This window comes from Variovorax atrisoli, assembly GCF_014195185.1.
Taxonomy (GTDB): domain Bacteria; phylum Pseudomonadota; class Gammaproteobacteria; order Burkholderiales; family Burkholderiaceae_C; genus Variovorax; species Variovorax atrisoli.
This window is the reverse complement of sequence record NZ_JACIBG010000002.1, coordinates 347,321-373,868: the sequence shown is the minus strand read 5'-3', so window position 1 is coordinate 373,868 and position 26,548 is coordinate 347,321. Positions and strand designations below refer to the sequence as shown.

Here is a 26,548-nt window from a genome sequence, read left to right as displayed (position 1 = left end):
GTGGCGGTCGCACTCGTCGGCTTGCCCGGCGCCGGAAAGTCCGCAGTGGGCCGGCGCCTGGGGATGCGGCTGGACCTTCCTTTCATCGATACCGATCATGTGATCGAGCAGCGCATCGGCTGCTCGATCCGTGACTTTTTCGAGCGCGAGGGCGAGGCTGCCTTCCGCGACCTCGAGCAGGCCGTGATCGCCGACCTGGCCTCCAACGCCCAGGGCGTGCTGGCCACGGGCGGCGGGGCGGTGCTGCGGGAGGCCAACCGCCAGCAACTGCGCGATCACTTCCATGTGATCTACCTGCGCTCCTCCCCCGAAGACCTGTTCCGGCGCCTGCGCCATGATGTCAAGCGCCCCTTGCTGCAGGTGGCCGATCCGCTGGGCCGGCTTCGGGAGCTGCACGATGCGCGCGACCCCTTCTATCGGGAAACCGCCCACGACGTGGTCGACACGGGCCGCCCGACGATCGCGATGCTGGTGAACATCATCGTGATGCAGCTGGAGCTGGCGGGCGTCGTCGAGCCGGGTGCGCACCCCGAAGAGCCCTCCGCCTGAGCCTGCTCCTGCCGCAGCGCCTAAACTCGCTGCCCATGTCCCTGCCCGTACTTTCCGCTCCGCCAGAACGTGTCGACATCCAGCTCGGCGACCGCAGCTATCCGATCCTGATCGGCGCCGGCCTGCTGGACGACCCGCGGAGCTTCGATGTCGTGCCCGCGTCGACCACGGCCCTGATCGTCAGCAACACCACGGTGGCGCCGCTCTATGCCGGGGCGCTGCAATCCGCCCTGGCGGGGCGTTTCAGGGCAGTTCACCTGCTCGAACTGCCCGACGGCGAGGCCTACAAGAACCTGCAGACGCTGAACCTGATCTTCGACGAACTCCTCGGCCGGGGCAGCGACCGCAAGACCGTCCTGTTCGCGCTGGGTGGCGGGGTGGTCGGCGACATGACCGGCTTCGCGGCTGCCAGCTACATGCGCGGCGTGCCATTCGTACAGGTGCCGACCACGCTGCTGGCGCAGGTGGATTCCTCCGTCGGCGGCAAGACGGCCATCAACCACCCGCTGGGCAAGAACATGATCGGCGCGTTCTACCAGCCGCAGCTCGTGGTCTGCGATCTCGCGACGCTGCAGACGCTGCCGCCGCGCGAGCTCAGCGCCGGGCTGGCCGAAGTCATCAAGTACGGCCCGATCCACGACATGGCCTTCTTCGACTGGATCGAGGCGAACATCGACGCCCTCGTCGCGCGGGAGCCGGCAGCGCTGGCCCACGCCGTCAGGCGCAGCTGCGAGATCAAGGCGCTGGTGGTGGGGCAGGACGAGCGCGAGACCGGCCTGCGCGCGATCCTCAATTTCGGCCACACCTTCGGCCACGCGATCGAATCGGGCCTGGGCTATGGCGAGTGGCTGCACGGCGAGGCCGTGGGCTGCGGCATGGTCATGGCAGCGCGGCTGTCCCAACGGCTCGGCGGTGTCGATGCCGCGTTCGTCGAGCGGCTCACGCGGCTGATCGAGCGGGCCGGCCTGCCGATCGTCGGCCCGGCGCTGGGCGCGGACCGCTACCTGGAGCTGATGCGCGTCGACAAGAAGTCGGAGGCCGGCGAGATCCGCTTCGTGGTGATCGACCGGCCCGGCTCCGCGGTGGTCCGCAGCGCGCCCGATGCGCTGGTGCGCGAAGTGCTCGCCCAGAGCTGCGCGCAGCAATGAGCCTCGCGGCCTACGCCTGCCTGCCCGCGCGCTCGCGCGGCCGTCGGCATGCGGAGCCGCCAGCGCCCACGCGCGATGCCTTCCAGCGCGACCGAGACCGGATCGTGCATTCCACCGCTTTCCGCCGGCTGGTCTACAAGACGCAGGTGTTCCTGAACCATGAGGGCGACCTCTTCCGTACCCGTCTCACGCATTCGCTCGAAGTCGCCCAGCTGGGCCGGTCGATCGCGCGGGCGCTGCGCATCAACGAGGACCTTGTCGAGGCCATCGCCCTCGCGCACGACCTAGGGCACACGCCCTTCGGCCACGCCGGGCAGGATGCGCTCGACGACTGCATGGCCGGGCACGGCGGCTTCGAGCACAACCTGCAGAGCCTGCGCGTGGTCGATGCGCTGGAGCATCGCTATCCGCAGTACGACGGCCTGAACCTCAGCTTCGAGACGCGCGAGGGCATCCTCAAGCATTGCTCGCGCGCGAACGCCGAGCGGCTGGAGGCTGCGGAGCCCGACGGCGTCGCCAGGCGTTTCCTCGACCGTACCCAGCCGGGGCTGGAGGCCCAGCTTTGCAACCTGGCCGACGCGATCGCCTACAACGCCCACGACATCGACGACGGCGTGCGCTCGGGGCTCATCACGGTCGAGCAGCTGTCTGAGGTGGAGCTGTTCGAGCGGCATCGCCAAGAGGCGCTCGCCGAGCACCCGCATCTGCAGGGACGCCGCGTGCTCTACGAAGCCATCCGCCGCATGCTGAGCGCACAGGTCTACGACGTGATCGATGCGACCCGGGCGTCGCTCGAGGCGCTCGCCCCGGCCGACGCCGATGCCGTGCGCAAGGCTCCGCCCGTCGTGGCGTTCAGCAGCACCATGCAGGCCCAGTCGGAAGACCTGAAGCGCTTTCTCTTCCGCAACCTCTACCGGCACCCGCAGGTCACGCAGACCACGGACCAGGCGCGGGAGGTGGTGCGTGAACTGTTCGCGGCCTATCTGGAGCGAGGCTCCGAGATGCCGGCCTCCTATGCCGAGCGGCCGGACAGGCATCGCGCCGTCGCCGACTACATCGCCGGCATGACCGACCGGTTCGCCGTGCGCGAGCACGAACGGCTGACCGGCCGCCGGGGCATCGCATGAGCGCCGCGCCGGGCCGCTCCCAGGCAAGCTCGCACGGTAGTGCGAAGAACGAAGGTGCGCCAATGGGTGGGTGGGCCGGGCGACCCCGCATTCCCGCCGCGGCGCTGGCCGTGCTGCTGGGCGGCGTCAGCGGATCCCTCCACCTGGGCAAGCTGCCGCCCGCCGTGCCGGCGCTGCAGGCATCTCTGGGCATCGATCTGGTCGAGGCGGGGTTCCTGCTCTCGCTGGTGCAGGTTGCCAGCATGACGCTGGGTCTGGTGGTGGGCCTGGCGGCCGACACCATCGGGCTGCGCCGCAGCATGCTGACGGGGCTGATCGTGCTGACTGCCGCCAGCCTGCTCGGTGGCGCGGCCGGTACGGGGCTCGGCGGCGGCGGGGCACATGCCGTGCACTGGCTTCTGGTTCTGCGCGCCGTGGAGGGCATCGGTTTCCTGCTGGCGGTGATGCCGGGGCCCGGGCTGATCCGCGCCCTGACGCCGCCGGGTGCCGACAAGGCGGCGCTGGGCCTCTGGGGCGCCTACATGCCCCTGGGCGTGGCCCTCGCGCTTCTTCTCGGTCCGGCGCTGATCGGCTGGGGCGGCTGGGTGGACTGGTGGTGGGCGCTGTCGGCCGTCTCGGCCGGCGCGGCGCTCTGGCTCTGGATCGTCGTGCCCGCCGACCGGCTCCGTCCGTCCACGGCGGGGCCGGCTTCCGGCGGATGGGCGTCGCGGCTGCGCGCCACTGCCGGCGCGCGAGCGCCCTGGCTGGTCGCGCTGACCTTCGCCGTGTACTCGTCGCAATGGATCGCGGTGATCGGCTTCCTGCCTGCCATCTACGCGGGTGCAGGCGTGCCGGCCGCTTGGAGTGCGGTGCTCACCGCGCTGGCGGCGGCGGCGAACATCATCGGCAACGTCGCGGGCGGGCGCTGGCTGCAGCGCGGCGTGGCGCCCGAGCGCCTGCTGCAGCTGGGCTTCCTGACGATGGCGCTGAGCGGCGTGGCCGCCTTCGCGCAGATGGGGCAGGGCGCCGAGGCGGCAGGTCTGCCGCCGACCGTGCGCTATATCGCCGTGTGCGCCTTCTCGCTGGGCGGCGGCATGGTACCTGCCACGCTGTTCATGCTGGGCGTGCGGCTGGCGCCGGGGCCGTCCACCGTGTCGACCACCATCGGATTGATGCAGCAGGCCTCTTCGCTGGGGCAGTTCCTGGCGCCGCTCGCGGTGGCGTGGCTGGCGCATCGCGTCGGCGGCTGGCAGTGGACCTGGACGGCCACGCTGGCCTGCTCGCTGGTCGGCATGGCGGTCGCGCGGCGCCTGGGGCGTATTCGCCCCGCTGCGGAGATGGCATGACGCTACCGGCGACAATCCCTTCCCTTCAGGCCGAAGCCGACACGCGGCGCTGGCTCGAGCGCGCGGTGATCGGCCTCAACCTGTGCCCCTTCGCCAAGGCCGTGCATGTGAAAGGACAGATCCACTACGCGGTGTACGAGCCCGCCGAGGAGGCCGACCTGATGGACGCACTGCTGGCGCAGGCCCGGGACCTCGTGGCGCTCGATGCCTCCGTGCGCGACACAACCCTTCTGATTGCACCGAACGCCTTGCCCGATTTCCTGGATTTCAACGACTTCACGGCGCGCGCCGAACGCCGGCTCGCCCGCGCGGGATTCGACGGCGTGCTGCAGCTGGCGAGCTTCCATCCGCAGTTCCAGTTCGCCGGCACCGAAGCCGACGACATCGGCAACGCGACCAACCGTGCGCCGTACCCGACGCTGCATCTGCTGCGCGAGGACAGCGTGAGCCGCGCCGTCGAGGCCTTTCCGGAGGCAGAGGCGATCTTCGAGCGCAACATCGACACGCTCGAAGCGCTGGGATCGCAGGGCTGGAGCGAACTCGACGTCGGGCCGGGGAGCGCCGAGCCATGAACACGAAGACCGCACCGAAGACGAACAAGGCCGCGAAGGCCGACGCCGAGCTGGCCGAAGTGCTGCGCCCCGGCCAGTCGGTCGAGCTGCTCAAGGAGCTGCACATCCTGACCCGCGAGGGCCGGCTCAACCAGGACTCGCGGCGCAAGCTCAAGCAGGTCTACCACCTGTTCCAGTTCATCGAGCAACTGCTGCGCGAGCTGCCGGAAGAGGGCGCGGGCGCCACGCTGGCCGACCATGGCGCGGGCAAGTCGTACCTGGGCTTCATCATCTACGACCTGTTTTTCCGCGCCCGGCCGGGTGGCGGCCATGTCTACGGCATCGAGACGCGCGGCGAGCTGGTCGAGCGCTCGCGCGAGCTCGCGAAGCGCCTGGGCTTCGAGCGCATGTCGTTCCTGAACCTCACGGTGGCCGAGTCGGCGCAATCGGGTGAGCTGCCGGCGCAGATCGACGTGGTCACCGCGCTGCATGCCTGCGACACCGCGACCGACGACGCCATCGCCTTCGGCCTGGCCAAGAAGGCGCGCTGCATGGTGCTCGTGCCCTGCTGCCAGGCCGAGGTGGCTGCCTGCCTGCGCGAGACCAAGGCGCTGGCGCTGTCGCGCACGCCGCTGGCCGAACTCTGGCGCCATCCGCTGCACACGCGCGAGATCGGCAGCCAGCTCACCAACGTGCTGCGCTGCCTGTACCTCGAAGCCAACGGTTACAGCGTCATGGTCACGGAGCTGGTCGGCTGGGAGCACAGCATGAAGAACGAGCTGATCCTCGCGCGCTACACCGGCCAGAAAAAGGCGAGCGCGGCCGCGCGGCTGCGCGAGTTGCTCGCTCAGTTCGGGCTGGACAGGCTGGGCGACACGCGCTTCCGTCTCGCCTGAGCGCGGGCGCGCCGTCCGTCGCACAGGCCGATCGCTCCCATGGCCCGTCTTCCCCGTCTCACGCTGGCAGGCATGCCGCACCACGTGATCCAGCGCGGCAACAACCGCCAGCCGATCTTCATGGACCGCGCCGACCACGAGAAGCTGCTCGCGCTGCTGACCGAGAACGCCGCGCGCTTCGAGATCTCGGTGCACGCCTACGTGCTGATGGACAACCACTTCCACCTGCTGGCCACCCCCGCCAGCGCCACCGGGCTGCCGCAATTCATGCAGTCGGTGGGACGGGCCTATGTGCGCTACTTCAACGACCGCCATGGCCGCAGCGGCACTTTGTGGGAAGGGCGCTACAGGTCGACGTTGATCCAGACCGACCGCTACCTGCTGACCTGCATGGCCTACATCGACCTCAACCCCGTGCGGGCGGGCATGGTGGCCGAGGCGCGCGACTTCCCGTGGTCCAGCCATGGCCACTACGCCGGCCTTCGGCACGACAAGCTGCTGACGCCGCATCCGCTGTACTGGGAACTCGGCAACACCCCATTCGCCCGCGAGGCTGCGTATGTCGAACTGGTGCGCGCCGGGGTGCGCGCGGCCGATCAGAAGGCCTTGACCGAAGCCACGCTGCGGGGCTGGGCGGCTGGCGACGAGGATTTTCTCGACGGCCTGCAGAAGTCCACCGACCGCCGGGTGGTCAAAGCCAAGGCTGGGCGCCCGCCTTCGACTCCCCGATCCTGAGCAGGAAAAGCCGGTCCATCCTTCGGGCGGATTGGCCTTTTTGCTCCTGTTTTTGATGTGTCCCTGATTTTATTCCTATCGAAAAACTCAAGATTTAAATGGAATCTGACCCCGATTAAAGTGTTTGGCATTCTTTGTGCAACGCAATATGCTCCGATTCCCTGCGAAAACTGAAGGAGCGCGCCATGACGACGGCTGCCGAGATCAAGCATCTCCAAGAACACGGTCTGTATTCCGCTGCCGACGAGCACGATGCCTGCGGCGTCGGCTTCGTTGCACACATCAAGGGCGAGAAGAGCCATGCCATCGTGCTGCAGGGCCTGAAGATTCTTGAAAATCTTGACCATCGCGGCGCAGTGGGCGCCGACAAGCTGATGGGCGACGGCGCCGGCATCCTGATCCAGCTGCCCGACCGTCTCTACCGTGAAGAAATGGCGAAGCAGGGCGTCACGCTGCCCCCGCCGGGCGAGTACGGCGTAGGCATGATCTTCCTGCCGAAGGAGCACGCCTCCCGCGAGGCCTGCGAGCAGGAGATGGAGCGCGCCATCAAGGCCGAGGGCCAGGTGCTGCTCGGCTGGCGCGACGTGCCGGTCAATCGCGACATGCCCATGTCGCCCACCGTGCGCGAGAAGGAACCGCTGCTGCGCCAGGTCTTCATCGGCCGCGGCAACGACGTCATCGTGCAGGACGCCCTGGAACGCAAGCTCTACGTGATCCGCAAGACCGCCAGCGCCAACATCCAGCGCCTGAAGCTCAAGCACAGCAAGGAATACTACGTTCCCAGCATGTCGAGCCGCACCGTGGTCTACAAGGGCCTGCTGCTGGCCGACCAGGTCGGCACCTACTACCTCGACCTGCAGGACAAGCGCTGCGTCTCGGCCCTGGGCCTGGTGCACCAGCGCTTCTCGACCAACACCTTCCCCGAGTGGCCGCTGGCCCACCCGTACCGCTACGTCGCCCACAACGGCGAAATCAACACGGTCAAGGGCAACTACAACTGGATGAAGGCGCGCGAAGGCGTCATGTCTTCCCCCGTGCTGGGCCCCGACCTGCAGAAGCTCTACCCGATCAGCTTCGCCGGCCAGTCCGACACCGCCACCTTCGACAACTGCCTCGAGCTGCTGACGATGGCCGGCTATCCCATCAGCCAGGCCGTGATGATGATGATTCCCGAGCCCTGGGAACAGCACGCCACCATGGACCCGCGCCGCCGCGCGTTCTACGAATACCACGCCGCCATGCTCGAGCCGTGGGACGGCCCGGCCTCCATCGTGTTCACCGACGGCCGCCAGATCGGCGCCACGCTCGACCGCAACGGCCTGCGCCCCTCGCGCTACTGCGTGACCGACGACGACCTGGTCATCATGGCTTCGGAGTCGGGCGTGCTGCCCGTGCCCGAGCAGAAGATCGTGCGCAAGTGGCGCCTGCAGCCCGGCAAGATGTTCCTCATCGACCTGGAGCAGGGCCGCCTGATCGACGACGAGGAGGTCAAGGCCAACCTCGCCAACAGCAAGCCCTACAAGCAGTGGATCGAGAACCTGCGCATCAAGCTCGACAGCGTGACCGCCGAAGCCGCCGAGGCGGTCAAGGCTCCGCTGTCGCAGGTGCCGCTGCTCGACCGCCAGCAGGCCTTCGGCTACACCCAGGAAGACATCAAGTTCCTGATGAGTCCGATGGCGCAGGCCGGCGAGGAAGGCATCGGCTCGATGGGCAACGACAGCCCGCTGGCCGTGCTCTCGAGCAAGAACAAGCCGCTTTACAACTACTTCAAGCAGCTGTTCGCGCAGGTCACGAACCCGCCGATCGACCCCATCCGCGAAGCGATCGTGATGTCGCTGGTGTCCTTCATCGGCCCCAAGCCGAACCTGCTGGACATCAACCAGGTCAACCCGCCGATGCGGCTCGAAGTGAGCCAGCCGATCCTCGACTTCGCAGACATGGCGAAGCTGCGCGACATCGGCAAGTACACGCAGGGCAAGTTCAAGAGCTACGTGCTCGACATCACCTACCCGCTCGCATGGGGCGACGAAGGTGTCGAAGCCAAGCTGGCGTCGCTGTGCGCCGAGGCCGTCGATGCCATCAAGGGCGGCAACAACATCCTGATCGTGAGCGACCGCGGCGTGAGCCCCACGCAGGTGGCCATTCCCGCCGTGCTGGCGCTGTCGGCCGTGCACCAGTACCTGGTGCGCGAGGGCCTGCGCACCACGGCCGGCCTGGTGGTCGAGACCGGTTCGGCGCGCGAGGTGCACCACTTCGCCGTGCTCGCGGGCTATGGCGCTGAAGCCGTGCACCCCTACCTCGCCATGGAAACGCTGGTGGCGATGCACGCCGACCTGCCGGGTGAGCTGAGCGCCGACAAGGCGGTCTACAACTACGTGAAGGCCATCGGCAAGGGTCTGTCGAAGATCATGTCGAAGATGGGTGTCAGCACCTACATGAGCTACTGCGGCGCGCAGCTGTTCGAAGCCATCGGCCTGAACAGCGAGACGGTGAGCAAGTACTTCACCGGCACCGCCAGCCGCGTGGAAGGCATCGGCGTGTTCGAGATCGCCGAGGAAGCCATCCGCATGCACAAGGCCGCCTTCGGCGACGACCCGGTGCTCTCCAACATGCTCGACGCCGGCGGCGAATACGCATGGCGCACGCGCGGCGAGGAGCACATGTGGACGCCCGACGCCATCGCCAAGCTGCAGCACAGCACGCGCTCCAACAACTGGAACACGTACAAGGAATACGCCCAGCTCATCAACGACCAGAACCGCCGCCACCTCACGCTGCGCGGCCTGTTCGAGTTCAGGATTGACCCGGCCAAGGCCATCCCGGTCGACGAGGTCGAGCCCGCGGCCGAGATCGTCAAGCGCTTCGCCACCGGCGCGATGTCGCTGGGTTCCATCAGCACCGAGGCGCACTCGGTGCTGGCGGTGGCCATGAACCGTATCGGCGGCAAGAGCAACACGGGCGAGGGCGGTGAAGATCCCGCGCGCTATCGCAACGAACTCAAGGGCATCCCGATCAAGCAGGGCGACACGCTGCGCAGCATCGTGGGCGCCGAGAACGTCGAAGTCGACCTGCCGCTGAAGGAAGGCGATTCGCTGCGCTCGCGCATCAAGCAGGTCGCGTCGGGCCGCTTCGGCGTCACGGCCGAGTACCTGCATTCGGCCGACCAGATCCAGATCAAGATGGCGCAGGGCGCCAAGCCGGGCGAAGGCGGCCAGCTGCCGGGCGGCAAGGTCACCGAGTACATCGGCAAGCAGCGCTATGCCGTGCCGGGCGTGGGCCTCATCAGCCCGCCGCCGCACCACGACATCTACTCGATCGAGGACTTGGCACAGCTCATCCACGACCTGAAGAACACCGCACCGCACGCCAGCATCAGCGTGAAGCTGGTGAGCGAGATCGGCGTGGGCACCATCGCCGCGGGCGTCGCCAAGTGCAAGAGCGACCACGTCGTGATCGCCGGCCATGACGGCGGCACGGGCGCCTCGCCCTGGTCGTCGATCAAGCACGCGGGCAGCCCGTGGGAAATCGGCCTGGCCGAGACGCAGCAGACGCTGGTGCTCAACCGCCTGCGCAGCCGCATCCGCGTGCAGGCCGACGGCCAGATGAAGACCGGCCGCGACGTCGCCATCGGCGCGCTGCTGGGCGCCGACGAGTTCGGCTTCGCCACCGCGCCGCTGGTGGTCGAGGGCTGCATCATGATGCGCAAGTGCCACCTGAACACCTGCCCGGTGGGCGTGGCCACGCAGGACCCGGTGCTGCGCAAGAAGTTCTCGGGCAAGCCCGAGCACGTCGTCAACTACTTCTTCTTCGTCGCCGAAGAAGTGCGCCAGATCATGGCCCAGCTCGGCATCCGCAAGTTCGACGACCTGATCGGCCGCGCCGACCTGCTCGACATGCGCAAGGGCATCGAGCACTGGAAGGCCGCCGGCCTGGACTTCAGCCGCCTGTTCGCGCTGCCGAACGTGCCGGCCGACGTGCCGCGATTCCATGTCGAGAACCAGGACCACGGCCTCGACAAGGCGCTCGACGTCAAGCTCATCGAGAAGTCGCGTCCCGCCATCGACAAGGGCGAGAAGGTGCAGTTCATCGAGGTGGCGCGCAACGTCAACCGCTCGGTGGGCGCGATGCTCTCGGGCGCGCTGACCAAGGTGCATCCGCAGGGCCTGCCCGACGACTCGATCCGCATCCAGCTCGAAGGCACGGGCGGCCAGTCGTTCGGCGCCTTCCTGGCGCGCGGCATCACGCTGTACCTGATCGGCGACGCCAACGACTACACCGGCAAGGGCCTCTCGGGCGGCCGCGTGGTGGTTCGCCCCAGCCTCGACTTCCGTGGCGAAGCAGCGCGCAACACCATCGTCGGCAACACCGCGCTGTACGGCGCGACCACCGGCGAGGCCTACCTCTGCGGCGTGGCGGGCGAGCGCTTCGCGGTGCGCCTGTCGGGCGCCACGGCAGTCGTCGAGGGCACGGGCGACCACGGCTGCGAGTACATGACCGGCGGCACGGTGGCGGTGCTCGGCAAGACCGGCCGCAACTTCGCAGCCGGCATGAGCGGCGGCGTCGCCTTCGTCTACGACGAGGACGGCCAGTTCGCGTCGCGCTGCAACCTGTCGATGGTCTCGCTGGAGAAGGTGCTGACCTCGGCCGAGCAGACCGCCAGCGTGCACCGCAAGATCTGGCACGGCGGCGAGACCGACGAGGCCCAGCTCAAGAAGCTGCTCGAGGAGCACCACCGCTGGACTGGCAGCAAGCGCGCGCGCGAACTGCTGGACAACTGGGCCGTGTCGCGCACGAAGTTCGTGAAGGTCTTCCCCAACGAATACAAGCGCGCGCTCGCCGAGCTGCACGACCGCAAGGTCGAGCTCACGAGCACCGGCAACAACGCGCACATCGGCCTCGAGCCGCATGCGCTGGCCGCCCCCGCACCGCAGTCGGCTCCCGCCGCCGCTTGAAGATCAACCAACACAACGAGCCCCCGCATCGCATGCAGCGCGTGAATCTGTCTCGATCCCTTCGGGGAACACTGCGGAACCGGCTTTGCCGGGCGGCCGGTGTTGCCCCCACGAGGGGGGAGGCGGCTACACGCAGTGAGCAAGCGACGGGGGTGTGAAAAGGAACCACGATGGGAAAGATCACCGGCTTCATGGAGCATGAGCGCATCGAGGAGGGCTACAAGCCCGTCTCCGAGCGCGTCAAGCACTACAAGGAATTCGTCGTCGGCCTGAGCAACGAGCAGGCCAAGGTGCAGGGTGCGCGCTGCATGGACTGCGGCACGCCGTTCTGCAACAGCGGCTGCCCGGTCAACAACATCATTCCGGACTTCAACGACCTCGTGTACCGCAACGACTGGCAAAACGCCTTCGCGGTGCTCGACTCGACCAACAACTTCCCCGAGTTCACCGGCCGCATCTGCCCGGCGCCCTGCGAGGCTGCCTGCGTGCTCAACGTGAACGACGACGCGGTCGGCATCAAGTCGCTGGAACACGCGATCATCGACCGCGCCTGGGACGAAGGCTGGGTGGCGCCGCGCGTCGCCAAGCACAAGACCGGCAAGAAGGTGGCGGTGGTGGGCTCGGGCCCGGCCGGCATGGCGGCAGCCCAGCAGCTGGCGCGCGCCGGCCATGACGTGACGCTCTTCGAGAAGAACGACCGCGTCGGCGGCCTGCTGCGCTACGGCATCCCCGACTTCAAGATGGAGAAGTCGCACATCGACCGCCGCGTCGAGCAGATGAAGGCCGAAGGCGTGGTGTTCCGCACCGGCGTGATCGTCGGCGCCGCGAAGGACCCGCTGGGCAAGGGCTCCAAGGTCACGAACCTGGCCAAGGAAACCGTCACGCCCGAGCAGCTGCAGAAGGATTTCGACGCCGTGCTGCTGACCGGCGGCGCGGAGCAGTCGCGCGACCTGCCGGTGCCCGGCCGCGACCTCGACGGCATCCACTTCGCGATGGAGTTCCTGCCGCAGCAGAACCGCGTCAACGCCGGCGACAAGGTCAAGGGCCAGCTGCGCGCCGACGGCAAGCACGTGATCGTGATCGGCGGCGGCGACACCGGCTCCGACTGCGTGGGCACCAGCAACCGCCACGGCGCGGTCAGCGTCACGCAGTTCGAGCTGATGCCGCAGCCGCCCGAGGAAGAGAACCGCCCGCTGACCTGGCCCTACTGGCCGATCAAGCTGCGCACCAGCTCCAGCCACGAGGAAGGCTGCGAGCGCGAGTTCTCGATCTCCACGAAGGAGTTCATCGGCGAGAAGGGCAAGGTCACCGGCCTGAAGACCGTTCGCGTCGAATGGAAGGACGGCAAGATGCAGGAAGTGGCCGGCAGCGAGCAGGTGCTCAAGGCCGACCTGGTGCTGCTCGCCATGGGCTTCGTGAGCCCCGTGGCCTCCGTGCTCGACGCCTTCGGCGTGGAGAAGGATGCGCGCGGCAACGCGCGGGCGACGGTCGACTTCGTCGGCGGCTATGCCACCAATGTTCCGAAGGTCTTTGCGGCCGGCGACATCCGCCGCGGACAGTCGCTGGTGGTGTGGGCGATCCGCGAAGGCCGCCAGGCTGCGCGTTCGGTGGACGAGTTCCTGATGGGCTTCAGCGACCTGCCTCGCTGATAAGGGGGGTTCTCCTCGGCGCGGGCCGTTGTCCACGGCTTCCTGACGAGGGTCTGACGGGCGCCGCGCTGAATTTTGTTTCAGTTTCGCGGGGCCGCTCGCCGCCCCGTTATCATCCGCGTCAAACCGCATGCCGGGATGCTTGAAAGGGCGCCCGGCTTTTTTATTGAGATGGACACCGCCAAACCGCTGCCACATCCCTTCGTAGAGTTTCGCGACGTCAGGTTCGGCTATGGCGCGCGCACCATCCTCGACGGCGTCTCGTTCGCCGTGCCGCGGGGCAAGGTGACCGCGCTGATGGGCGCCTCCGGCGGCGGCAAGACCACCGTGCTGCGGCTGATCGGCGGACAGCAGAAGGCGCAGCGCGGCGAGGTGCTCTTCGATGGCAGCGACGTCGGCAAGCTCGACGCCAACGCCCTGTACGCCGCGCGGCGGCGCATGGGCATGCTGTTCCAGTTCGGCGCGCTGTTCACCGACATGAGCGTGTTCGACAACGTGGCGTTTCCGCTGCGCGAGCACACGCAACTGTCCGAGGCGCTGGTGCGCGACGTGGTGCTCATGAAGCTCGACGCCGTCGGCCTGCGCGGCGCGCGCGACCTGATGCCCAGCGAGGTGTCCGGCGGCATGGCGCGGCGCGTGGCGCTGGCGCGCGCGATCGCGCTCGACCCCGACCTCGTGATGTACGACGAGCCCTTCGCCGGGCTCGACCCGATCTCGCTCGGCACTGCCGCACGCCTCATCCGCCAGCTCAACGACGCACTGGGGCTCACCAGCATCATCGTGTCGCACGACCTGGAGGAGACCTTCCGCATCGCCGACCACGTGATCATCCTGGCCAATGGCGGCATCGCCGCGCAGGGCACGCCGGCCGAGGTGCGCGAGAGTGCAGACCCGCTGGTCCATCAGTTCGTGAATGCGCTGCCCGACGGCCCGGTGCACTTCCACTACCCCGGCCTCAGCATCGAAGACGACTTCGGCAATGTCGAGGGAGGACGCTCATGACCTGGTGGAAGCCCGCCGACGTCGGTTTCGCCACGCGCGGCCACCTGGCCAACCTGGGCTACGGCGCGAAGCTCTTCATGCGCCTGGTCGGACCGGGTGCGCAGATCCTTCGCCGCTTCGCGCTGGTGCGCGACCAGATCCATTTCCTGGGCAACTACTCGCTGGCGATCATCGGCGTCTCGGGCCTGTTCGTGGGCTTCGTTCTCGGGCTGCAGATGTACTACGCGCTGCAGCGCTACGGATCTTCCGAAGCGCTGGGCCTGCTGGTCGCCCTGAGCCTGGTGCGCGAACTCGGGCCCGTGGTGGCGGCGCTGCTTTTCACCGGCCGCGCCGGCACCTCGCTGACGGCCGAGATCGGCCTCATGAAGGCCGACGAGCAACTGAGCGCCATGGAGATGATGGCCATCGACCCGGTGCAGCGCGTGCTCGCGCCGCGCTTCTGGGCTGGCGTCATCACCATGCCGCTGCTCGCGGCGGTGTTCAGCGCCGTTGGCATCATGGGCGGCTACGTGGTGGGCGTGCTGATGCTGGGCGTGGACCCGGGTGCGTTCTGGGCGCAGATGCAGGGCGGTGTCGACGTCTGGCGCGACGTGGGCAACGGCGTGATCAAGAGCATCGTCTTCGGCTTCACCGTGACCTTCATCGCGCTGCTGCAGGGCTACGAGGCGCAGCCCACGCCCGAGGGCGTGTCGCGCGCGACCACGCGCACGGTGGTGACGGCGTCGCTGGCGGTGCTGGGGCTCGACTTCCTGCTCACCGCCATGATGTTCAGCATATGAACCGGCAGATCCCCGGGCTTGCCCACTTCGTGCGACCGCCAACCTTCTTGCAGGGGGCAACGCCTGCGGCCCGGCAATGCCGGTTCCGCGGTGTTCCCCAAATGAGCCAAACCGCTGGAATTTAGGAAGAGTAGATATGCAACGTTCCAACAACGACATCTGGGTCGGCCTGTTCGTCCTGATCGGCGCTGCTGCGCTGCTGTTCCTGGCACTGCAGTCGGCCAACCTGCTGAGCCTGAACTTCCAGAAGACCTATTCGGTCACGGCGCGGTTCGACAACATCGGCGGCCTGAAGCCGCAGACCGCGGTGAAGAGCGCCGGCGTGGTGGTCGGCCGTGTGGAATCCATCTCCTTCAACGACAAGACCTTTCAGGCCGACGTCACACTGGCTTTGCAAAACCGTTACAGTTTTCCCAAGGACAGTTCGCTCAAGATCCTGACCAGCGGCCTGCTCGGAGAGCAGTACATCGGAATCGAGGCGGGCGCCGAGGACAAGAACCTGCAAGCCGGCGACACCATCACCGCGACCCAGTCGGCCGTGGTGCTGGAGAACCTGATCAGCCAGTTCCTGTACAGCAAGGCGGCGGAGGGAAATTCGACGCCTGGAACAGCCAATAAGAAATGAAAACACGATATTTTTTGTCTTTTGCTATGAATAACGTAGCAAATCGGATTCGCTGGGCAGGTGCCGGCGCAGTCCTCGCTCTGGCCGCCGGTTGCGCGACCGGACCTGGCGCCAACCCCGCCGACCCTTTCGAGCCGTTCAACCGCGGCGTCTCGCGCTTCAACGACGCCGTCGACGATGCCGTGCTGGTGCCCGCGGCCACGGCCTACCAGAACGCGCTGCCCTCCATGGTGCGTACCGGCGTGAACAACTTCTTCAGCAACATCGGCGACGTCTGGAACCTGGCCAACAACGTGGCCCAGCTCAAGCTGCAGAACAGTGCCGAGACCTTCATGCGGCTGAACGTCAACACCATCTTCGGCCTCGCCGGCGTGCTGGACGTGGCGACCGAGGCGGGCATTCCCCGCCACGAGGAAGACTTCGGCCAGACCCTGGGCTACTGGGGCGTGGGCTCCGGCCCGTACGTGGTGCTGCCGCTGCTGGGTTCCTCCACGCTGCGCGACACCGCTGCCAAGCCGCTCGACATTTGGGGCGACCCGCTGGGCCATGTGGAAGACATCCCGTGGCGCAATTCGCTGACGGTGCTGCGCGTCGTCGACACGCGCTCGCAGTACCTGCGCGCCAGCCGCCTGCTGGGCGATGCGGCGCTCGACAAGTATTCGTTCACGCGCGATGCCTACCTGCAGCGCCGCCGCAGCCAGGTCTACGACGGCAATCCGCCGGACGATGGTGGTGGTACCGACAAGGGCACCGACAAATAGACAGAGAAAAAGTACCGCCGGAGAGGAGAGTGCTTGCATCCGGTTGCAAGGCTTCACCTCCCGGACAGGAACCCGGTCGGCTCCATGGGGCTCGAAACCGTTCCTGTCTCAGCAGCCGGGTGTTTCCGGATGCCTGCGGATCTTCAAACTTGAATGAGGGACTCCCCATGAACAACAAGACCCTGCAACGTCGCGATATCGGCCGCCTGGCACTGGCTGGCGCACTGCTGTTCAGCGCCGCCGTCGCCTTCGTCCAGCCCGCCCGTGCCGCTGACGAGGCGCCCGATGCGCTCGTCAAGCGCCTGTCGACCGACGTGCTCGAGACGATCAAGGCCGACTCGTCCATCAAGTCGGGCGACGTCAACAAGATCATGGTGCTGGTCGACAGCAAGATCATGCCGAACGTCAACTTCCAGCGCATGACCGCTTCCGCCGTCGGCCCGGCCTGGCGTACCGCCACCCCCGAGCAGCAGAAGCGCCTGCAGGACGAGTTCAAGGCGCTGCTGGTTCGCACCTACGCCGGCGCGCTCGACCAGGTGACCGACCAGACCGTCACCGTGCGTCCGTTCCGCGGCTCTCCCGATGACAAGGACGTGCTGGTGCGCACCGAGGTCCGCGGCCGTGGCGATCCGGTCCAGCTCGACTATCGCCTCGAGAAGACCCCCGGCCAGGGCGCCGGCTGGAAGGTCTACAACCTGAACGTGCTGGGCGTGTGGCTGGTCGATACCTACCGCACCCAGTTCGCGCAGGAAATCAACAAAAGCGGCATCGACGGCCTGATCGCTGCGCTCGCCGCGCGCAACAAGGGCAACGGCAAGGGCTGAGAAGGAGCCGCACGCGATGCTGGTCCTGCCCGCCCGACTCACTCATGACGAGGCCCCCGCATGCATGCGCATGCTGCAGCAGGGGCTCAAGGGCCAGGCCGACTCGTCGTCCACCGTGGTCGACGCGACGGCGCTGACCCATTTCGACTCCTCGGCGCTGGCCGTGCTGCTCGAATGCCGGCGCGAATCGAGCGCGCTGGGGCGCGGTTTCTCCGTCAAGGGGCTCTCGCCCCGGCTGCGGGAACTGGCGGCGCTCTACGGCATTGCCGGACTGTTGCCCGCCGCGCCCTGACCCCGTTGCGTCGGCCCCGGCTGGGGCCGCATGAGGGTATCGGGAGCGTCCGAGGCGGCTTGTAGAGCGGCACCTTAAAATCGCGGGCTCCCATGCCCGCGATCTCATTCCAGTCGGTCTCCAAGACCTATCCCCCTTCCAGACAGCAGAAAGCCCAGGGCAAGTCCGGGCTCAAGGCGGTCGATGAGGTCAGCTTCCAGATCGAGGAGGGCGAGTTCTTCGGACTGCTCGGCCCCAACGGCGCGGGAAAGACCACCCTGATCAGCATGCTCGCCGGCCTTTCGCGGCCCACGGCGGGCGCCATCAGCGTCCATGGATTCGACGTGCAGCGCGAGTACGCGCAGGCGCGCCGCCAGCTCGGCATCGTGCCGCAGGAGCTGGTGTTCGACCCCTTCTTCAACGTGCGCGAGTCGCTGCGCATCCAGTCGGGCTACTTCGGCATCACCAACAACGAAGCCTGGATCGACGAGCTGCTGCAGAGCCTGGGCCTGGCCGACAAGGCCACGGCCAACATGCGCCAGCTCTCCGGCGGCATGAAGCGTCGCGTGCTGGTGGCGCAGGCGCTGGTGCACAAGCCGCCGGTGATCGTGCTCGACGAACCCACCGCCGGCGTCGACGTCGAGCTGCGCCAGACGCTCTGGCAGTTCGTCGCCAGGCTCAACAAGCAGGGCAGCACGGTGCTGCTCACCACCCACTATCTCGAAGAGGCCGAGGCGCTGTGCAGCCGCATCGCGATGCTCAAGCTGGGCAAGGTGATCGCGCTCGACCGCACCAGCGAGCTGCTGAAGTCGGCCGCGAGCAACGTGCTGCGCTTCAAGACGGACGCCATGCTGCCCTGGGCGATCGCCCAGCACGCGCGCATCACCGGGCGCATCGTCCAGCTGCCGGCGCAGAACGCACATGAAGTCGAACAACTGCTGGCCGCCATTCGCGAAGCCGGCGTCACGGTGGAAGACGTGGAGATGCGCAAGGCCGACCTGGAAGACGTGTTCATCGACCTGATGGCCGGCGAGCAGACGCCGCTGGAGGTGGCGCGATGAGCGCCGCGCCGCGCCGCCCCAAGCAAGCGAAGCTCCCCATCGGGGGGAAGCGCGGACGCGCAGTGCCGTGCAAGGGGGCCTCATGATCGCCGTGACCGGCTGGCGCGCGCTGCTCTACAAGGAGACGCTGCGCTTCTGGAAGGTCGGCTTCCAGACCGTGGGCGCGCCGGTGCTCACCGCGCTGCTGTACCTGATGGTGTTCGGCCACGTGCTCGAAGACCACGTGAAGGTCTACGGCACGGTCGGCTACACCGCGTTCCTGGTTCCCGGGCTGGTGATGATGAGCGTGCTGCAGAACGCCTTCGCCAACAGCTCGTCTTCCATCATCCAGAGCAAGATCATGGGCAACCTGGTCTTCGTGCTGCTCACGCCGCTGTCGCACTGGGGCTGGTTCTTCGCCTACGTGGGCTCGTCGATCATCCGCGGGCTGGCCGTGGGGCTGGGCGTGTTCGTGGTCAACATCTTCTTCGCGATGCCGGGCTTCCAGGCGCCGGGCTGGATCCTGGTGTTCGCGCTGCTGGGCTCGGCCATGCTGGGCACGCTGGGCCTCATCGCGGGGCTGTGGGCCGAGAAGTTCGACCAGATGGCGGTGTTCCAGAATTTCCTGATCATGCCCATGACCTTCCTGTCGGGCGTGTTCTATTCGATCGGCTCGCTGCCGCCGTTCTGGCAGAAGGTCAGCCACCTGAACCCGTTCTTCTACATGATCGACGGCTTCCGCTACGGCTTCTTCGGCGTGAGCGACGCCTCGCCCTGGCTCAGCCTGGGCATCGTCGGCACCGCGTGGCTGGTGGTGAGCGCCATCGCCATCCATCTCCTGCGCATAGGCTACAAAATCAGAGGCTAGAAGATGGCTCTCCTCCAGGCTGCGCGCACTTCGTGTCGCTTCGCCAACCCCCTTCCCGGGGGCGACACCTGCGGCCCGGCAAAGCCGGTTCCGCGGTGTTCCCCAATGAATATCTGCCTCAAATGACCGCTGCCGAACTCCAAGCCCTGATCCAGTCCCACCTGCCGTGCGAGCACATCTCGCTGGAGGGCGATGGCCGACATTGGTACGCGACCATCGTCTCGGCCGAATTCGAGGGCAAGCGCTCGATCCAGCGCCACCAGCGGGTCTACGCCACCCTGGGTGCGAAAATGCACACCGACGAGGTGCATGCGCTTTCGATGAAGACGTACACGCCGGCCGAATGGGCGGCGGTGGAAAAATAACTCCCCGGGCCCTCGCGGCCTCCTGATTTCGCTGGAACTTCGATGGACAAACTTCTGATTCGCGGCGGGCGAGAGCTCCGCGGCGAAGTACTCATTTCCGGCGCCAAGAACGCAGCGCTGCCCGAGCTGTGCGCGGCCCTGCTGACCGACCAGCCCGTGGTGCTGCACAACGTGCCGCGCCTGCAGGACGTGTCGACCATGCTCAAGCTGGTGCGCAACATGGGCGTTTCGGCCGAGCGCGACCCGAACGAGAAAGATGGCGGCACCGTCCGGCTCGACGCGGGCGACCTGAACAAGCCCGAGGCGCCGTACGAGCTCGTGAAGACGATGCGCGCGTCGGTGCTGGCCCTGGGCCCGCTGCTGGCGCGCTTCGGCCATGCCAAGGTGTCGCTGCCCGGCGGCTGCGCCATCGGTTCGCGGCCGGTCGACCAGCACATCAAGGGCCTGCAGGCGATGGGCGCCGAGATCGTGGTCGACCACGGCTACATGGTTGCGCGCCTGCCTGCCGGGCGCACGCGGCTGAAGGGCGCGCGCATCCTGACCGACATGGTCACCGTCACGGGCACCGAGAACTTCCTCATGGCCGCCGCGCTGGCCGAAGGCGAGACGCTGCTGGAGAACGCCGCGCAGGAGCCCGAGATCGTCGACCTGGCCGAGATGCTGATCCGCATGGGCGCGAAGATCGAAGGCCACGGCACCAGCCACATCCGCATCCAGGGCGTCGAGAGGCTGCACGGCTGCGAGCACACGGTGGTTGCCGACCGCATCGAGGCAGGCACCTTCATGTGCGCCGTGGCCGCCACGGGCGGCGAGGCCTTCCTGCGCAACGCGCGCGGCGACCATCTGGATGCCGTGATCGACAAGCTGCGCGACGCCGGCTGCAAGGTCACGTCCGAGAAGGACGGCGTGCGCATCGCCTCGAAGGGGCCGGCCTACGAGCACCTGAAGGCGCAAAGCTTCAGCACCACCGAGTACCCGGGCTTCCCGACCGACATGCAAGCCCAGTTCATGGCCCTTAACGTGATCGCGCGCGGCGCCTCGATGGTCACCGAGACCATCTTCGAGAACCGCTTCATGCACGTGAACGAGATGGTGCGCCTGGGCGCCCACATCCACGTCGAGGGCAAGGTGGCGATGGTCGAGGGCGTGCAGCAGCTCTCGGGCGCCACCGTGATGGCCACCGACCTGCGCGCGTCCGCCAGCCTCGTCATTGCCGGCCTCGTGGCCGAGGGCGAGACGCTGGTCGACCGCATCTACCACCTCGACCGGGGCTACGACCGCATGGAAGCCAAGCTGCGCGGCCTCGGTGCCGACATCGAACGACTGACCGGAGCGGCAGCCGCATGATCACCCTCGCATCACAGGAGTCGCAATCGTGATCACGCTTGCTCTGTCCAAAGGCCGCATCTTCGAGGAGACGATGCCCCTGCTGGCCGCCGCCGGCATCGAGGTCACCGAAGACCCCGAGAAATCGCGCAAGCTCATCCTCGGGACCACCCGCCCCGACGTGCGCGTGGTGCTGGTGCGCGCCTCCGACGTGCCCACCTACGTGCAGTACGGCGGCGCCGACCTCGGCGTGACCGGCCTCGACGTCTTGCTCGAGCACGGCAACCAGGGCCTGTACCAGCCGCTGGACCTGCGCATCGCCGCCTGCCGCCTGAGCGTGGCCGTGCGCGCCGACTACGACTACGCCTCGGCCGTGAAGCAGGGCTCGCGCCTGCGCGTGGCCACCAAGTACGTGGGCCTGGCGCGCGACTTCTTCGCCAGCAAGGGCGTGCACGTCGACCTGATCAAGCTCTACGGCAGCATGGAGCTGGCGCCGCTCACCGGCCTGGCCGACGCCATCGTCGACCTGGTCTCCACCGGCAACACGCTCAAGGCCAACCACCTCGTCGAGGTGGAGCGCATCATGGACATCAGCGCCCGCCTGGTGGTGAACCAGGCTGCGCTCAAGCTCAAGCGCGAGCCGATCCGCCACATCATCGACGCCTTCGCCACCGCAATTCCTTCCGCCTGAAATCTCCCGCCTCATGACCTCGAAAGCAGCCCCCCTCCGCCTGTCCACGACTTCAGCCAGCTTCGACGCTGAATTCAAGGCGCGGCTGCATTGGTCCGCGGATGCCGACGCGGCCATCGAGAAGGTGGTGGCGGACATCCTCGCGGATGTGCGCAAGCGCGGCGACGAGGCGGTGCTCGAGTACACCCGCCGCTTCGACGGCCTCGGCGCGAGCGCCATGTCCGAGCTCGAACTGACGCAGGCCGATTTCAAGGAAGCATTCGATTCGCTGCCCGCCGCACAGCGCGATGCGCTGCAGGCCGCGGCCGACCGCGTGCGCAGCTACCACGAGGCGCAGAAGAAGGCCAGCGGCGAGAGCTGGAGCTACCGCGACGCGGACGGCACGCTGCTGGGCCAGAAGGTCACTCCGCTCGACCGCGTGGGCATCTACGTGCCGGGCGGCAAGGCGGCCTATCCGTCGAGCCTGCTGATGAACGCGATCCCGGCCCACGTGGCGGGCGTCGGCGAAATCATCATGGTGGTCCCGACGCCCGTGAAGGGCAGCGTGGCGACGGGCGGCGCGGGCGGGCAGTCGTCCACGAAGGGCGAGCGCAATGTGCTGGTGCTCGCCGCCGCCTACGTGGCCGGCGTGACCCGCGCGTTCACCATCGGCGGCGCCCAGGCCGTGGCCGCGCTGGCCTACGGCACCGACACCATCCCTGCCGTCGACAAGATCACCGGCCCCGGCAACGCCTACGTGGCCGCCGCCAAGCGCCGGGTGTTCGGCACCGTGGGCATCGACATGATCGCCGGCCCCAGCGAGATCCTGGTGCTGGCCGACGGCACCACGCCGCCCGAGTGGGTGGCGATGGACCTGTTCAGCCAGGCCGAGCACGACGAGCTGGCCCAGAGCATCCTGCTGTGCCCCGATGCCGCCTACATCGACCGCGTGCAGGCCGAGATCGACCGCCTGCTGCCGACCATGCCGCGCGCGGAGATCATCGCCGCCTCGCTCGACGGCCGCGGCGCGCTGATCCATACCAAGAGCATGGAAGAGGCCTGTGAGATCAGCAACCGCATCGCTCCCGAGCACCTGGAGGTGAGCAGCAGCGAGCCGAACCGCTGGGAGCCGCTGCTGCGCCACGCCGGCGCGATCTTCCTGGGCGCCTTCACCAGCGAGAGCCTGGGCGACTACTGCGCGGGGCCGAACCACGTGCTGCCCACAAGCGGCACGGCGCGCTTCTCGAGCCCGCTGGGCGTGTACGACTTCCAGAAGCGCTCCAGTCTGATCGAGGTCAGCGAGGCCGGTGCCCAGGTGCTGGGCCCCATCGCCGTGACGCTGGCCGAGGGCGAGGGCCTGCAGGCGCACGCCGAGGCCGCCCGGATGCGGCTGCGTAAGATCTGAATTCCAACAACAACCCGCATGCGGGAGGAGCACGCCTGATGATCGATCGTCTCTTCGGTTTTCGTTTCTTCGGTTCTCGCCTGCTCAGGTTCGCCACCACGGCCGTCGCCGGCGCCGCGCTGCTGGCGGCCTGCAGCCAGATGCCGCAGGCGCCGAGCGGATCGGTGGCCGCCACGGCCACGCCCAGCGCCGCACCCGCGGCGCCTGCGCCGCAGCTCGGTACGCAGTGGGGCGAGGGGATCGAGTCGAGGACCCGCACGGTCGTCACCAAGCGCCTGTCCGACCAGCCCGACGACGTGGCCTCGCTGGGCTACAACGAAGCTTCCGCCGTGCGCCGCGCGGTGGGCGGCAACCCCGAGCGGCGCCTGAGCCTGATGCTGGCCGACGGCGACGTCGAATGGTCGGTGCTCGACGAGGACGGCCGTCCGCTGCCGCTGCAGCGCGCCCGCCGCGGTGCCGGTGGCGACGAGATGTTCCGCCTCGCCGGCGTCGAGGGTTCGCGCTACACGCTGCGCTTTCGCAACCTCAGCGAGCGCAGCTACGAGCTGATCGCCACCGTCGACGGCCTGGACGTGCTCAGCGGCAAGCCCGGCAGCCTGCGCAACGGCGGCTACGTGCTGCAGCCGCTGCAGTCGATCACCATCGAGGGCTTCCGCAAGAGCCAGAACGAGGTGGCGGCCTTCCGCTTCTCCGCGCCCGGCCGCGCCTATGCCGCCAACACCGAGGCCGGCGACGTGCGCAACATCGGCGTGATCGGCGCCGCGCTGTTCGAGCTCGAGGAGCGCAACGCGCCCCGCCGCCAGCGCCGCGACGCCGCGCCGCAGCAGCCCAGTGCCTTCCCGGCCGACGGTGCCTACGCGCCGCCGCCGCGCTACCGCAAGTGAGCCCGATGAAGCGTGCCGCCTTCCTGTCGCTCGTGCTCGCGGCGGCCGCGACCGGTGCGCAGGCCATGAGCATCCGCGAGCTGCGCACGCTCGAAGCCGGCGAGAAGGACGGCAAGGCCTACGCCAGCTATTACCTCGTCGGCGTGCTCGAAGGCTTGCGCGAAGGCGTCGAGGCCTCGCAGCGCAACGGGCAGAAGCCGATCTTCTGCATCGAAGGCCGCCGCCTCGAGCCCTCCATGGCGCGCTCGCTCTACCAGACGGAGCTGAGCCGCAACGCCGACAGTTACGAAGCCGACATGCCCGTGCAACTGGTCATGGCCGGCGCCCTCCGCAACAGCTACCGCTGCACCCGATGACCGCTGCTCCTTCCGAACCCGCCCGCCTTCCGCTCGACCGCATCCGCGAGGACGTGCGGTCCATGCACGCCTATGCGGTGCAGGACGCCACCGGCTTCATCAAGCTCGACGCCATGGAGAACCCCTTCGGCCTGCCGCCCGCGCTGCAGGCCGAGCTCGGCGCGCGGCTCGGCGCGCTGGCGCTGAACCGCTACCCGGGCGAGCGAGGCGCCGACCTGCGCCGCGCGCTGGCCGCGCATGCGCAGATGCCGGAAGGCTTCGAGCTGATGCTGGGCAACGGCTCGGACGAGCTGATCTCGCTGCTGGCCATCGCCTGCGACAAGCCCGGCGCCACCGTGCTGGCGCCGGTGCCCGGCTTCGTCATGTACGCCATGAGCGCGAGGCTGCAGGGACTGCGCTTCGTCGGCGTGCCGCTGACGGCCGACTTCGAACTCGACGAGGCCGCCATGCTGGCCGCCATCGAGCGCGAGAAGCCCGCCATCGTCTACCTCGCGTACCCCAACAACCCCACGGCCAACCTCTGGAACGATGCTGTGCTCGAGCGCATCGTCGAGGCCCAGGGCGCGCAGGGCGGCCTGGTCGCCATCGACGAGGCCTACCAGCCCTTCGCCGCGCGCAGCTACATCGACCGGCTCGCGAAGCACGGCCACGTGCTGCTGATGCGCACGCTCAGCAAGTTCGGCCTGGCCGGCATCCGCCTGGGCTACCTGATGGGCCCGGCCGGGCTGGTCGCCGAGATCGACAAGGTGCGCCCGCCCTACAACGTCAGCGTGCTGAACTGCGAGTGCGCGCTCTTCGCGCTGGAGCACGCCGACGTGTTCGAAGCGCAGGCCCGCCAGATCCGCGAGGAGCGCGAGCGCCTGATGATGGGGCTCGGTCGCCTGCCCGGCGTGAAGACCTGGCCGAGCGACGCCAACATGATCCTGCTGCGCGTGCCCGATGCCGCCAAGACCTTCGAAGGCATGAAGGCACACGGGGTGCTGGTGAAGAACGTTTCTAAAATGCACGATCTGCTCGCAAACTGCCTGCGCCTGACCGTCGGAACGGCCGACGAGAATGCGCGGATGCTCGCGGCACTCGAAGCCTCACTATGACCACCCCCACCACCACGGCCCTCGCGGGTGCTGCCGATCGCGTCGCGACGGTCACCCGCAACACCGCCGAGACGAAGATCACCGTCAGCGTCAACCTCGACGGCACCGGAAAGGCCAAGCTCTCGACCGGCATCGGCTTCTTCGACCACATGCTCGACCAGATCGCCCGCCACGGGCTGATCGACCTCGAGATCGACTGCCAGGGCGACCTGCACATCGACGGCCACCACACCGTGGAAGACGTCGGCATCACGCTGGGCCAGGCCGTGGCCAAGGCCGTGGGCGACAAGAAGGGCATCCGCCGCTACGGCCACGCCTACGTGCCGCTGGACGAGGCCCTGAGCCGCGTCGTCATCGACTTCTCGGGCCGCCCGGGCCTGGTGATGCACGTGCCCTTCACCAGCGGGATGATCGGCGCCTTCGACAGCCAGCTCACCTACGAGTTCTTCCAGGGCTTCGTGAACCACGCCTTCGTCACGCTGCACATCGACAACCTCAAGGGTGTCAACGCGCACCACCAGTGCGAGACGGTGTTCAAGGCCTTCGCGCGCGCCATGCGCGGCGCGCTCGAACTCGATCCGCGCTCTGCGGGGGTGATCCCGTCGACCAAGGGCTCCCTCTGAGGATGGCGGCCTGAAAGCTATGAAATCTGTAGCAGCAAACACCGTCGCGGTCGTCGACTACGGCATGGGCAACCTGCACTCCGTGTCGCAGGCCGTGCGCCACGCGGCCGACCAGGTGGGCGTGGAAGTCTTCGTCACCTCCGACCCGGACGTGGTCCGCAAGGCCACCCGCGTGGTGCTGCCGGGGCAGGGCGCCATGCCCGACTGCATGCGCGAGCTGCGCGACTCCGGCCTGCAGGAATCGGTGCTCGAGGCGGCGGCCAGCAAGCCGCTCTTCGGCGTGTGCGTCGGCATGCAGATGATGCTGTCGCGCAGCGACGAGGGCCCGACCGACGGCCTGGGCCTCATTCCCGGCGAGGTGATCAAGTTCGACCTGGCCGGACGCCTGCAGCCCGACGGCAGCCGCTTCAAGGTGCCGCAGATGGGCTGGAACCAGGTGCGGCAGGCCCAGCCGCACGCGGTGTGGGCGGGGGTGCCCGACCTCAGCTATTTCTATTTCGTGCACAGCTTCTACGCCCGTCCGGTCGACCCCAAACACAGCGTGGGCGAGGCGGAATACGGCGCGAGCTTTACCGCAGCCATCGCACGAGATAACATTTTTGCAACCCAGTTCCACCCGGAGAAGAGTGCGGACCATGGGCTGCAGCTATATCGCAATTTCCTCCACTGGAACCCCTGAACCTGTTCTTCCTGCCGGGCCCGGGCTCTGACAGCCCGGATCTC

26 protein-coding genes are annotated in these 26,548 nt (G+C 67.9%); all 26 read left to right on the top strand.

Annotated elements, in window-relative coordinates; all coding sequences use genetic code 11:
- Complete coding sequence (locus tag FHY06_RS08710; RefSeq protein WP_019654429.1) at positions 1-549, top strand: shikimate kinase; 549 nt, start codon at positions 1-3, stop codon at positions 547-549.
- A 35-nt stretch (positions 550-584) separates the two neighbouring features.
- Positions 585-1,697, top strand: coding sequence for a 3-dehydroquinate synthase (gene aroB, locus FHY06_RS08705; protein WP_184604499.1), 1,113 nt, complete (start codon positions 585-587; stop codon positions 1,695-1,697).
- A complete protein-coding gene (locus FHY06_RS08700; protein WP_126182667.1) occupies positions 1,694-2,824 on the top strand; it encodes a deoxyguanosinetriphosphate triphosphohydrolase in 1,131 nt (376 codons plus the stop codon). Before aroB ends, FHY06_RS08700 begins: the two co-directional genes overlap by 4 nt.
- Before the next feature lie 62 nt (positions 2,825-2,886).
- The gene (locus FHY06_RS08695) at positions 2,887-4,149 is read left to right on the top strand and encodes an MFS transporter (RefSeq protein WP_184604497.1); all 1,263 of its coding nucleotides are present in this window, start codon (positions 2,887-2,889) and stop codon (positions 4,147-4,149) included.
- Positions 4,146-4,721 carry a DUF1415 domain-containing protein gene (locus tag FHY06_RS08690; protein ID WP_184604495.1) on the top strand — a complete coding sequence of 192 codons (576 nt, stop codon included), beginning with the start codon at positions 4,146-4,148 and terminating at the stop codon, positions 4,719-4,721. The genes FHY06_RS08695 and FHY06_RS08690 overlap by 4 nt, the downstream gene beginning before the upstream one ends.
- Positions 4,718-5,596 (top strand): class I SAM-dependent methyltransferase, encoded by an 879-nt coding sequence (locus FHY06_RS08685; protein WP_184604493.1) that lies wholly within the window; start codon positions 4,718-4,720, stop codon positions 5,594-5,596. Before FHY06_RS08690 ends, FHY06_RS08685 begins: the two co-directional genes overlap by 4 nt.
- 39 nt (positions 5,597-5,635) lie before the next feature.
- Positions 5,636-6,331 (top strand): transposase, encoded by a 696-nt coding sequence (locus FHY06_RS08680; protein WP_184604491.1) that lies wholly within the window; start codon positions 5,636-5,638, stop codon positions 6,329-6,331.
- 185 nt (positions 6,332-6,516) lie between these two features.
- Positions 6,517-11,283 (top strand): glutamate synthase-related protein, encoded by a 4,767-nt coding sequence (locus FHY06_RS08675; RefSeq protein ID WP_019654422.1) that lies wholly within the window; start codon positions 6,517-6,519, stop codon positions 11,281-11,283.
- A 170-nt stretch (positions 11,284-11,453) separates the two neighbouring features.
- On the top strand, positions 11,454-12,932 hold the full coding sequence (locus tag FHY06_RS08670) for a glutamate synthase subunit beta (RefSeq protein WP_019654421.1): 1,479 nt from the start codon (positions 11,454-11,456) through the stop codon (positions 12,930-12,932).
- A gap of 138 nt (positions 12,933-13,070) precedes the next feature.
- Positions 13,071-13,934, top strand: a complete 864-nt coding sequence (locus FHY06_RS08665) for an ABC transporter ATP-binding protein (protein ID WP_019654420.1) — start codon at positions 13,071-13,073, stop codon at positions 13,932-13,934.
- Positions 13,931-14,713 carry a lipid asymmetry maintenance ABC transporter permease subunit MlaE gene (gene mlaE / locus FHY06_RS08660; protein WP_019654419.1) on the top strand — a complete coding sequence of 261 codons (783 nt, stop codon included), beginning with the start codon at positions 13,931-13,933 and terminating at the stop codon, positions 14,711-14,713. The genes FHY06_RS08665 and mlaE overlap by 4 nt, the downstream gene beginning before the upstream one ends.
- A 136-nt stretch (positions 14,714-14,849) precedes the next feature.
- On the top strand, positions 14,850-15,338 hold the full coding sequence (gene mlaD, locus FHY06_RS08655; RefSeq protein WP_019654418.1) for an outer membrane lipid asymmetry maintenance protein MlaD: 489 nt from the start codon (positions 14,850-14,852) through the stop codon (positions 15,336-15,338).
- 26 nt (positions 15,339-15,364) lie between these two features.
- Entirely contained in the window at positions 15,365-16,099 is a 735-nt protein-coding gene (locus FHY06_RS08650; RefSeq protein ID WP_019654417.1) for an MlaA family lipoprotein, read from the top strand.
- Positions 16,100-16,266: 167 nt separating this feature from the next.
- Positions 16,267-16,923, top strand: a complete 657-nt coding sequence (locus tag FHY06_RS08645; protein ID WP_019654416.1) for an MlaC/ttg2D family ABC transporter substrate-binding protein — start codon at positions 16,267-16,269, stop codon at positions 16,921-16,923.
- Positions 16,924-16,939: 16 nt separating this feature from the next.
- A complete protein-coding gene (locus FHY06_RS08640; protein WP_126182675.1) occupies positions 16,940-17,215 on the top strand; it encodes an STAS domain-containing protein in 276 nt (91 codons plus the stop codon).
- 92 nt (positions 17,216-17,307) lie between these two features.
- Positions 17,308-18,255: an ABC transporter ATP-binding protein gene (locus FHY06_RS08635; protein ID WP_019654414.1), complete on the top strand. Its 948-nt coding sequence runs from the start codon at positions 17,308-17,310 to the stop codon at positions 18,253-18,255.
- A gap of 91 nt (positions 18,256-18,346) precedes the next feature.
- Positions 18,347-19,102 (top strand): ABC transporter permease, encoded by a 756-nt coding sequence (locus FHY06_RS08630; RefSeq protein ID WP_184605005.1) that lies wholly within the window; start codon positions 18,347-18,349, stop codon positions 19,100-19,102.
- A 122-nt stretch (positions 19,103-19,224) separates the two neighbouring features.
- Complete coding sequence (locus tag FHY06_RS08625; RefSeq protein ID WP_126182676.1) at positions 19,225-19,467, top strand: BolA family protein; 243 nt, start codon at positions 19,225-19,227, stop codon at positions 19,465-19,467.
- Between the two features lie 42 nt (positions 19,468-19,509).
- Positions 19,510-20,814, top strand: a complete 1,305-nt coding sequence (gene murA / locus FHY06_RS08620) for a UDP-N-acetylglucosamine 1-carboxyvinyltransferase (protein WP_132752352.1) — start codon at positions 19,510-19,512, stop codon at positions 20,812-20,814.
- A 28-nt stretch (positions 20,815-20,842) separates the two neighbouring features.
- Positions 20,843-21,484, top strand: coding sequence for an ATP phosphoribosyltransferase (gene hisG, locus FHY06_RS08615; protein WP_019654410.1), 642 nt, complete (start codon positions 20,843-20,845; stop codon positions 21,482-21,484).
- 13 nt (positions 21,485-21,497) lie between these two features.
- Complete coding sequence (gene hisD / locus FHY06_RS08610; protein WP_184604489.1) at positions 21,498-22,868, top strand: histidinol dehydrogenase; 1,371 nt, start codon at positions 21,498-21,500, stop codon at positions 22,866-22,868.
- Positions 22,869-22,906: 38 nt separating this feature from the next.
- Positions 22,907-23,752 (top strand): hypothetical protein, encoded by an 846-nt coding sequence (locus FHY06_RS08605; protein WP_132752354.1) that lies wholly within the window; start codon positions 22,907-22,909, stop codon positions 23,750-23,752.
- 5 nt (positions 23,753-23,757) lie between these two features.
- Entirely contained in the window at positions 23,758-24,108 is a 351-nt protein-coding gene (locus FHY06_RS08600; protein ID WP_019654407.1) for a hypothetical protein, read from the top strand.
- Entirely contained in the window at positions 24,105-25,202 is a 1,098-nt protein-coding gene (gene hisC / locus FHY06_RS08595) for a histidinol-phosphate transaminase (RefSeq protein ID WP_184604486.1), read from the top strand. The genes FHY06_RS08600 and hisC overlap by 4 nt, the downstream gene beginning before the upstream one ends.
- The gene (gene hisB, locus FHY06_RS08590) at positions 25,199-25,825 is read left to right on the top strand and encodes an imidazoleglycerol-phosphate dehydratase HisB (protein ID WP_019654405.1); all 627 of its coding nucleotides are present in this window, start codon (positions 25,199-25,201) and stop codon (positions 25,823-25,825) included. Before hisC ends, hisB begins: the two co-directional genes overlap by 4 nt.
- A 19-nt stretch (positions 25,826-25,844) precedes the next feature.
- Positions 25,845-26,504: an imidazole glycerol phosphate synthase subunit HisH gene (hisH, locus tag FHY06_RS08585; protein WP_184604484.1), complete on the top strand. Its 660-nt coding sequence runs from the start codon at positions 25,845-25,847 to the stop codon at positions 26,502-26,504.
- The last annotated feature ends 44 nt before the right edge of the window (positions 26,505-26,548 follow it).

Excerpts from the sequence above, each read along its gene's own strand:
- FHY06_RS08600 (WP_019654407.1), top strand. The coding sequence starts at position 23,758 with ATGAAGCGTGCCGCCTTCCTGTCGCTCGTGCTCGCGGCGGCCGCGACC.
- FHY06_RS08645 (WP_019654416.1), top strand. The coding sequence starts at position 16,267 with ATGAACAACAAGACCCTGCAACGTCGCGATATCGGCCGCCTGGCACTG.
- FHY06_RS08635 (WP_019654414.1), top strand. The coding sequence starts at position 17,308 with ATGCCCGCGATCTCATTCCAGTCGGTCTCCAAGACCTATCCCCCTTCC.
- hisD (WP_184604489.1), top strand. The coding sequence starts at position 21,498 with ATGACCTCGAAAGCAGCCCCCCTCCGCCTGTCCACGACTTCAGCCAGC.
- FHY06_RS08670 (WP_019654421.1), top strand. The coding sequence starts at position 11,454 with ATGGGAAAGATCACCGGCTTCATGGAGCATGAGCGCATCGAGGAGGGC.
- FHY06_RS08675 (WP_019654422.1), top strand. The coding sequence starts at position 6,517 with ATGACGACGGCTGCCGAGATCAAGCATCTCCAAGAACACGGTCTGTAT.
- mlaD (WP_019654418.1), top strand. The coding sequence starts at position 14,850 with ATGCAACGTTCCAACAACGACATCTGGGTCGGCCTGTTCGTCCTGATC.
- FHY06_RS08690 (WP_184604495.1), top strand. The coding sequence starts at position 4,146 with ATGACGCTACCGGCGACAATCCCTTCCCTTCAGGCCGAAGCCGACACG.
- FHY06_RS08680 (WP_184604491.1), top strand. The coding sequence starts at position 5,636 with ATGGCCCGTCTTCCCCGTCTCACGCTGGCAGGCATGCCGCACCACGTG.
- FHY06_RS08640 (WP_126182675.1), top strand. The coding sequence starts at position 16,940 with ATGCTGGTCCTGCCCGCCCGACTCACTCATGACGAGGCCCCCGCATGC.
- murA (WP_132752352.1), top strand. The coding sequence starts at position 19,510 with ATGGACAAACTTCTGATTCGCGGCGGGCGAGAGCTCCGCGGCGAAGTA.
- FHY06_RS08685 (WP_184604493.1), top strand. The coding sequence starts at position 4,718 with ATGAACACGAAGACCGCACCGAAGACGAACAAGGCCGCGAAGGCCGAC.
- FHY06_RS08700 (WP_126182667.1), top strand. The coding sequence starts at position 1,694 with ATGAGCCTCGCGGCCTACGCCTGCCTGCCCGCGCGCTCGCGCGGCCGT.
- hisH (WP_184604484.1), top strand. The coding sequence starts at position 25,845 with ATGAAATCTGTAGCAGCAAACACCGTCGCGGTCGTCGACTACGGCATG.
- FHY06_RS08695 (WP_184604497.1), top strand. The coding sequence starts at position 2,887 with ATGGGTGGGTGGGCCGGGCGACCCCGCATTCCCGCCGCGGCGCTGGCC.
- hisB (WP_019654405.1), top strand. The coding sequence starts at position 25,199 with ATGACCACCCCCACCACCACGGCCCTCGCGGGTGCTGCCGATCGCGTC.
- aroB (WP_184604499.1), top strand. The coding sequence starts at position 585 with ATGTCCCTGCCCGTACTTTCCGCTCCGCCAGAACGTGTCGACATCCAG.
- FHY06_RS08650 (WP_019654417.1), top strand. The coding sequence starts at position 15,365 with ATGAATAACGTAGCAAATCGGATTCGCTGGGCAGGTGCCGGCGCAGTC.
- FHY06_RS08625 (WP_126182676.1), top strand. The coding sequence starts at position 19,225 with ATGACCGCTGCCGAACTCCAAGCCCTGATCCAGTCCCACCTGCCGTGC.
- mlaE (WP_019654419.1), top strand. The coding sequence starts at position 13,931 with ATGACCTGGTGGAAGCCCGCCGACGTCGGTTTCGCCACGCGCGGCCAC.
- FHY06_RS08665 (WP_019654420.1), top strand. The coding sequence starts at position 13,071 with ATGCTTGAAAGGGCGCCCGGCTTTTTTATTGAGATGGACACCGCCAAA.
- FHY06_RS08605 (WP_132752354.1), top strand. The coding sequence starts at position 22,907 with ATGATCGATCGTCTCTTCGGTTTTCGTTTCTTCGGTTCTCGCCTGCTC.
- hisC (WP_184604486.1), top strand. The coding sequence starts at position 24,105 with ATGACCGCTGCTCCTTCCGAACCCGCCCGCCTTCCGCTCGACCGCATC.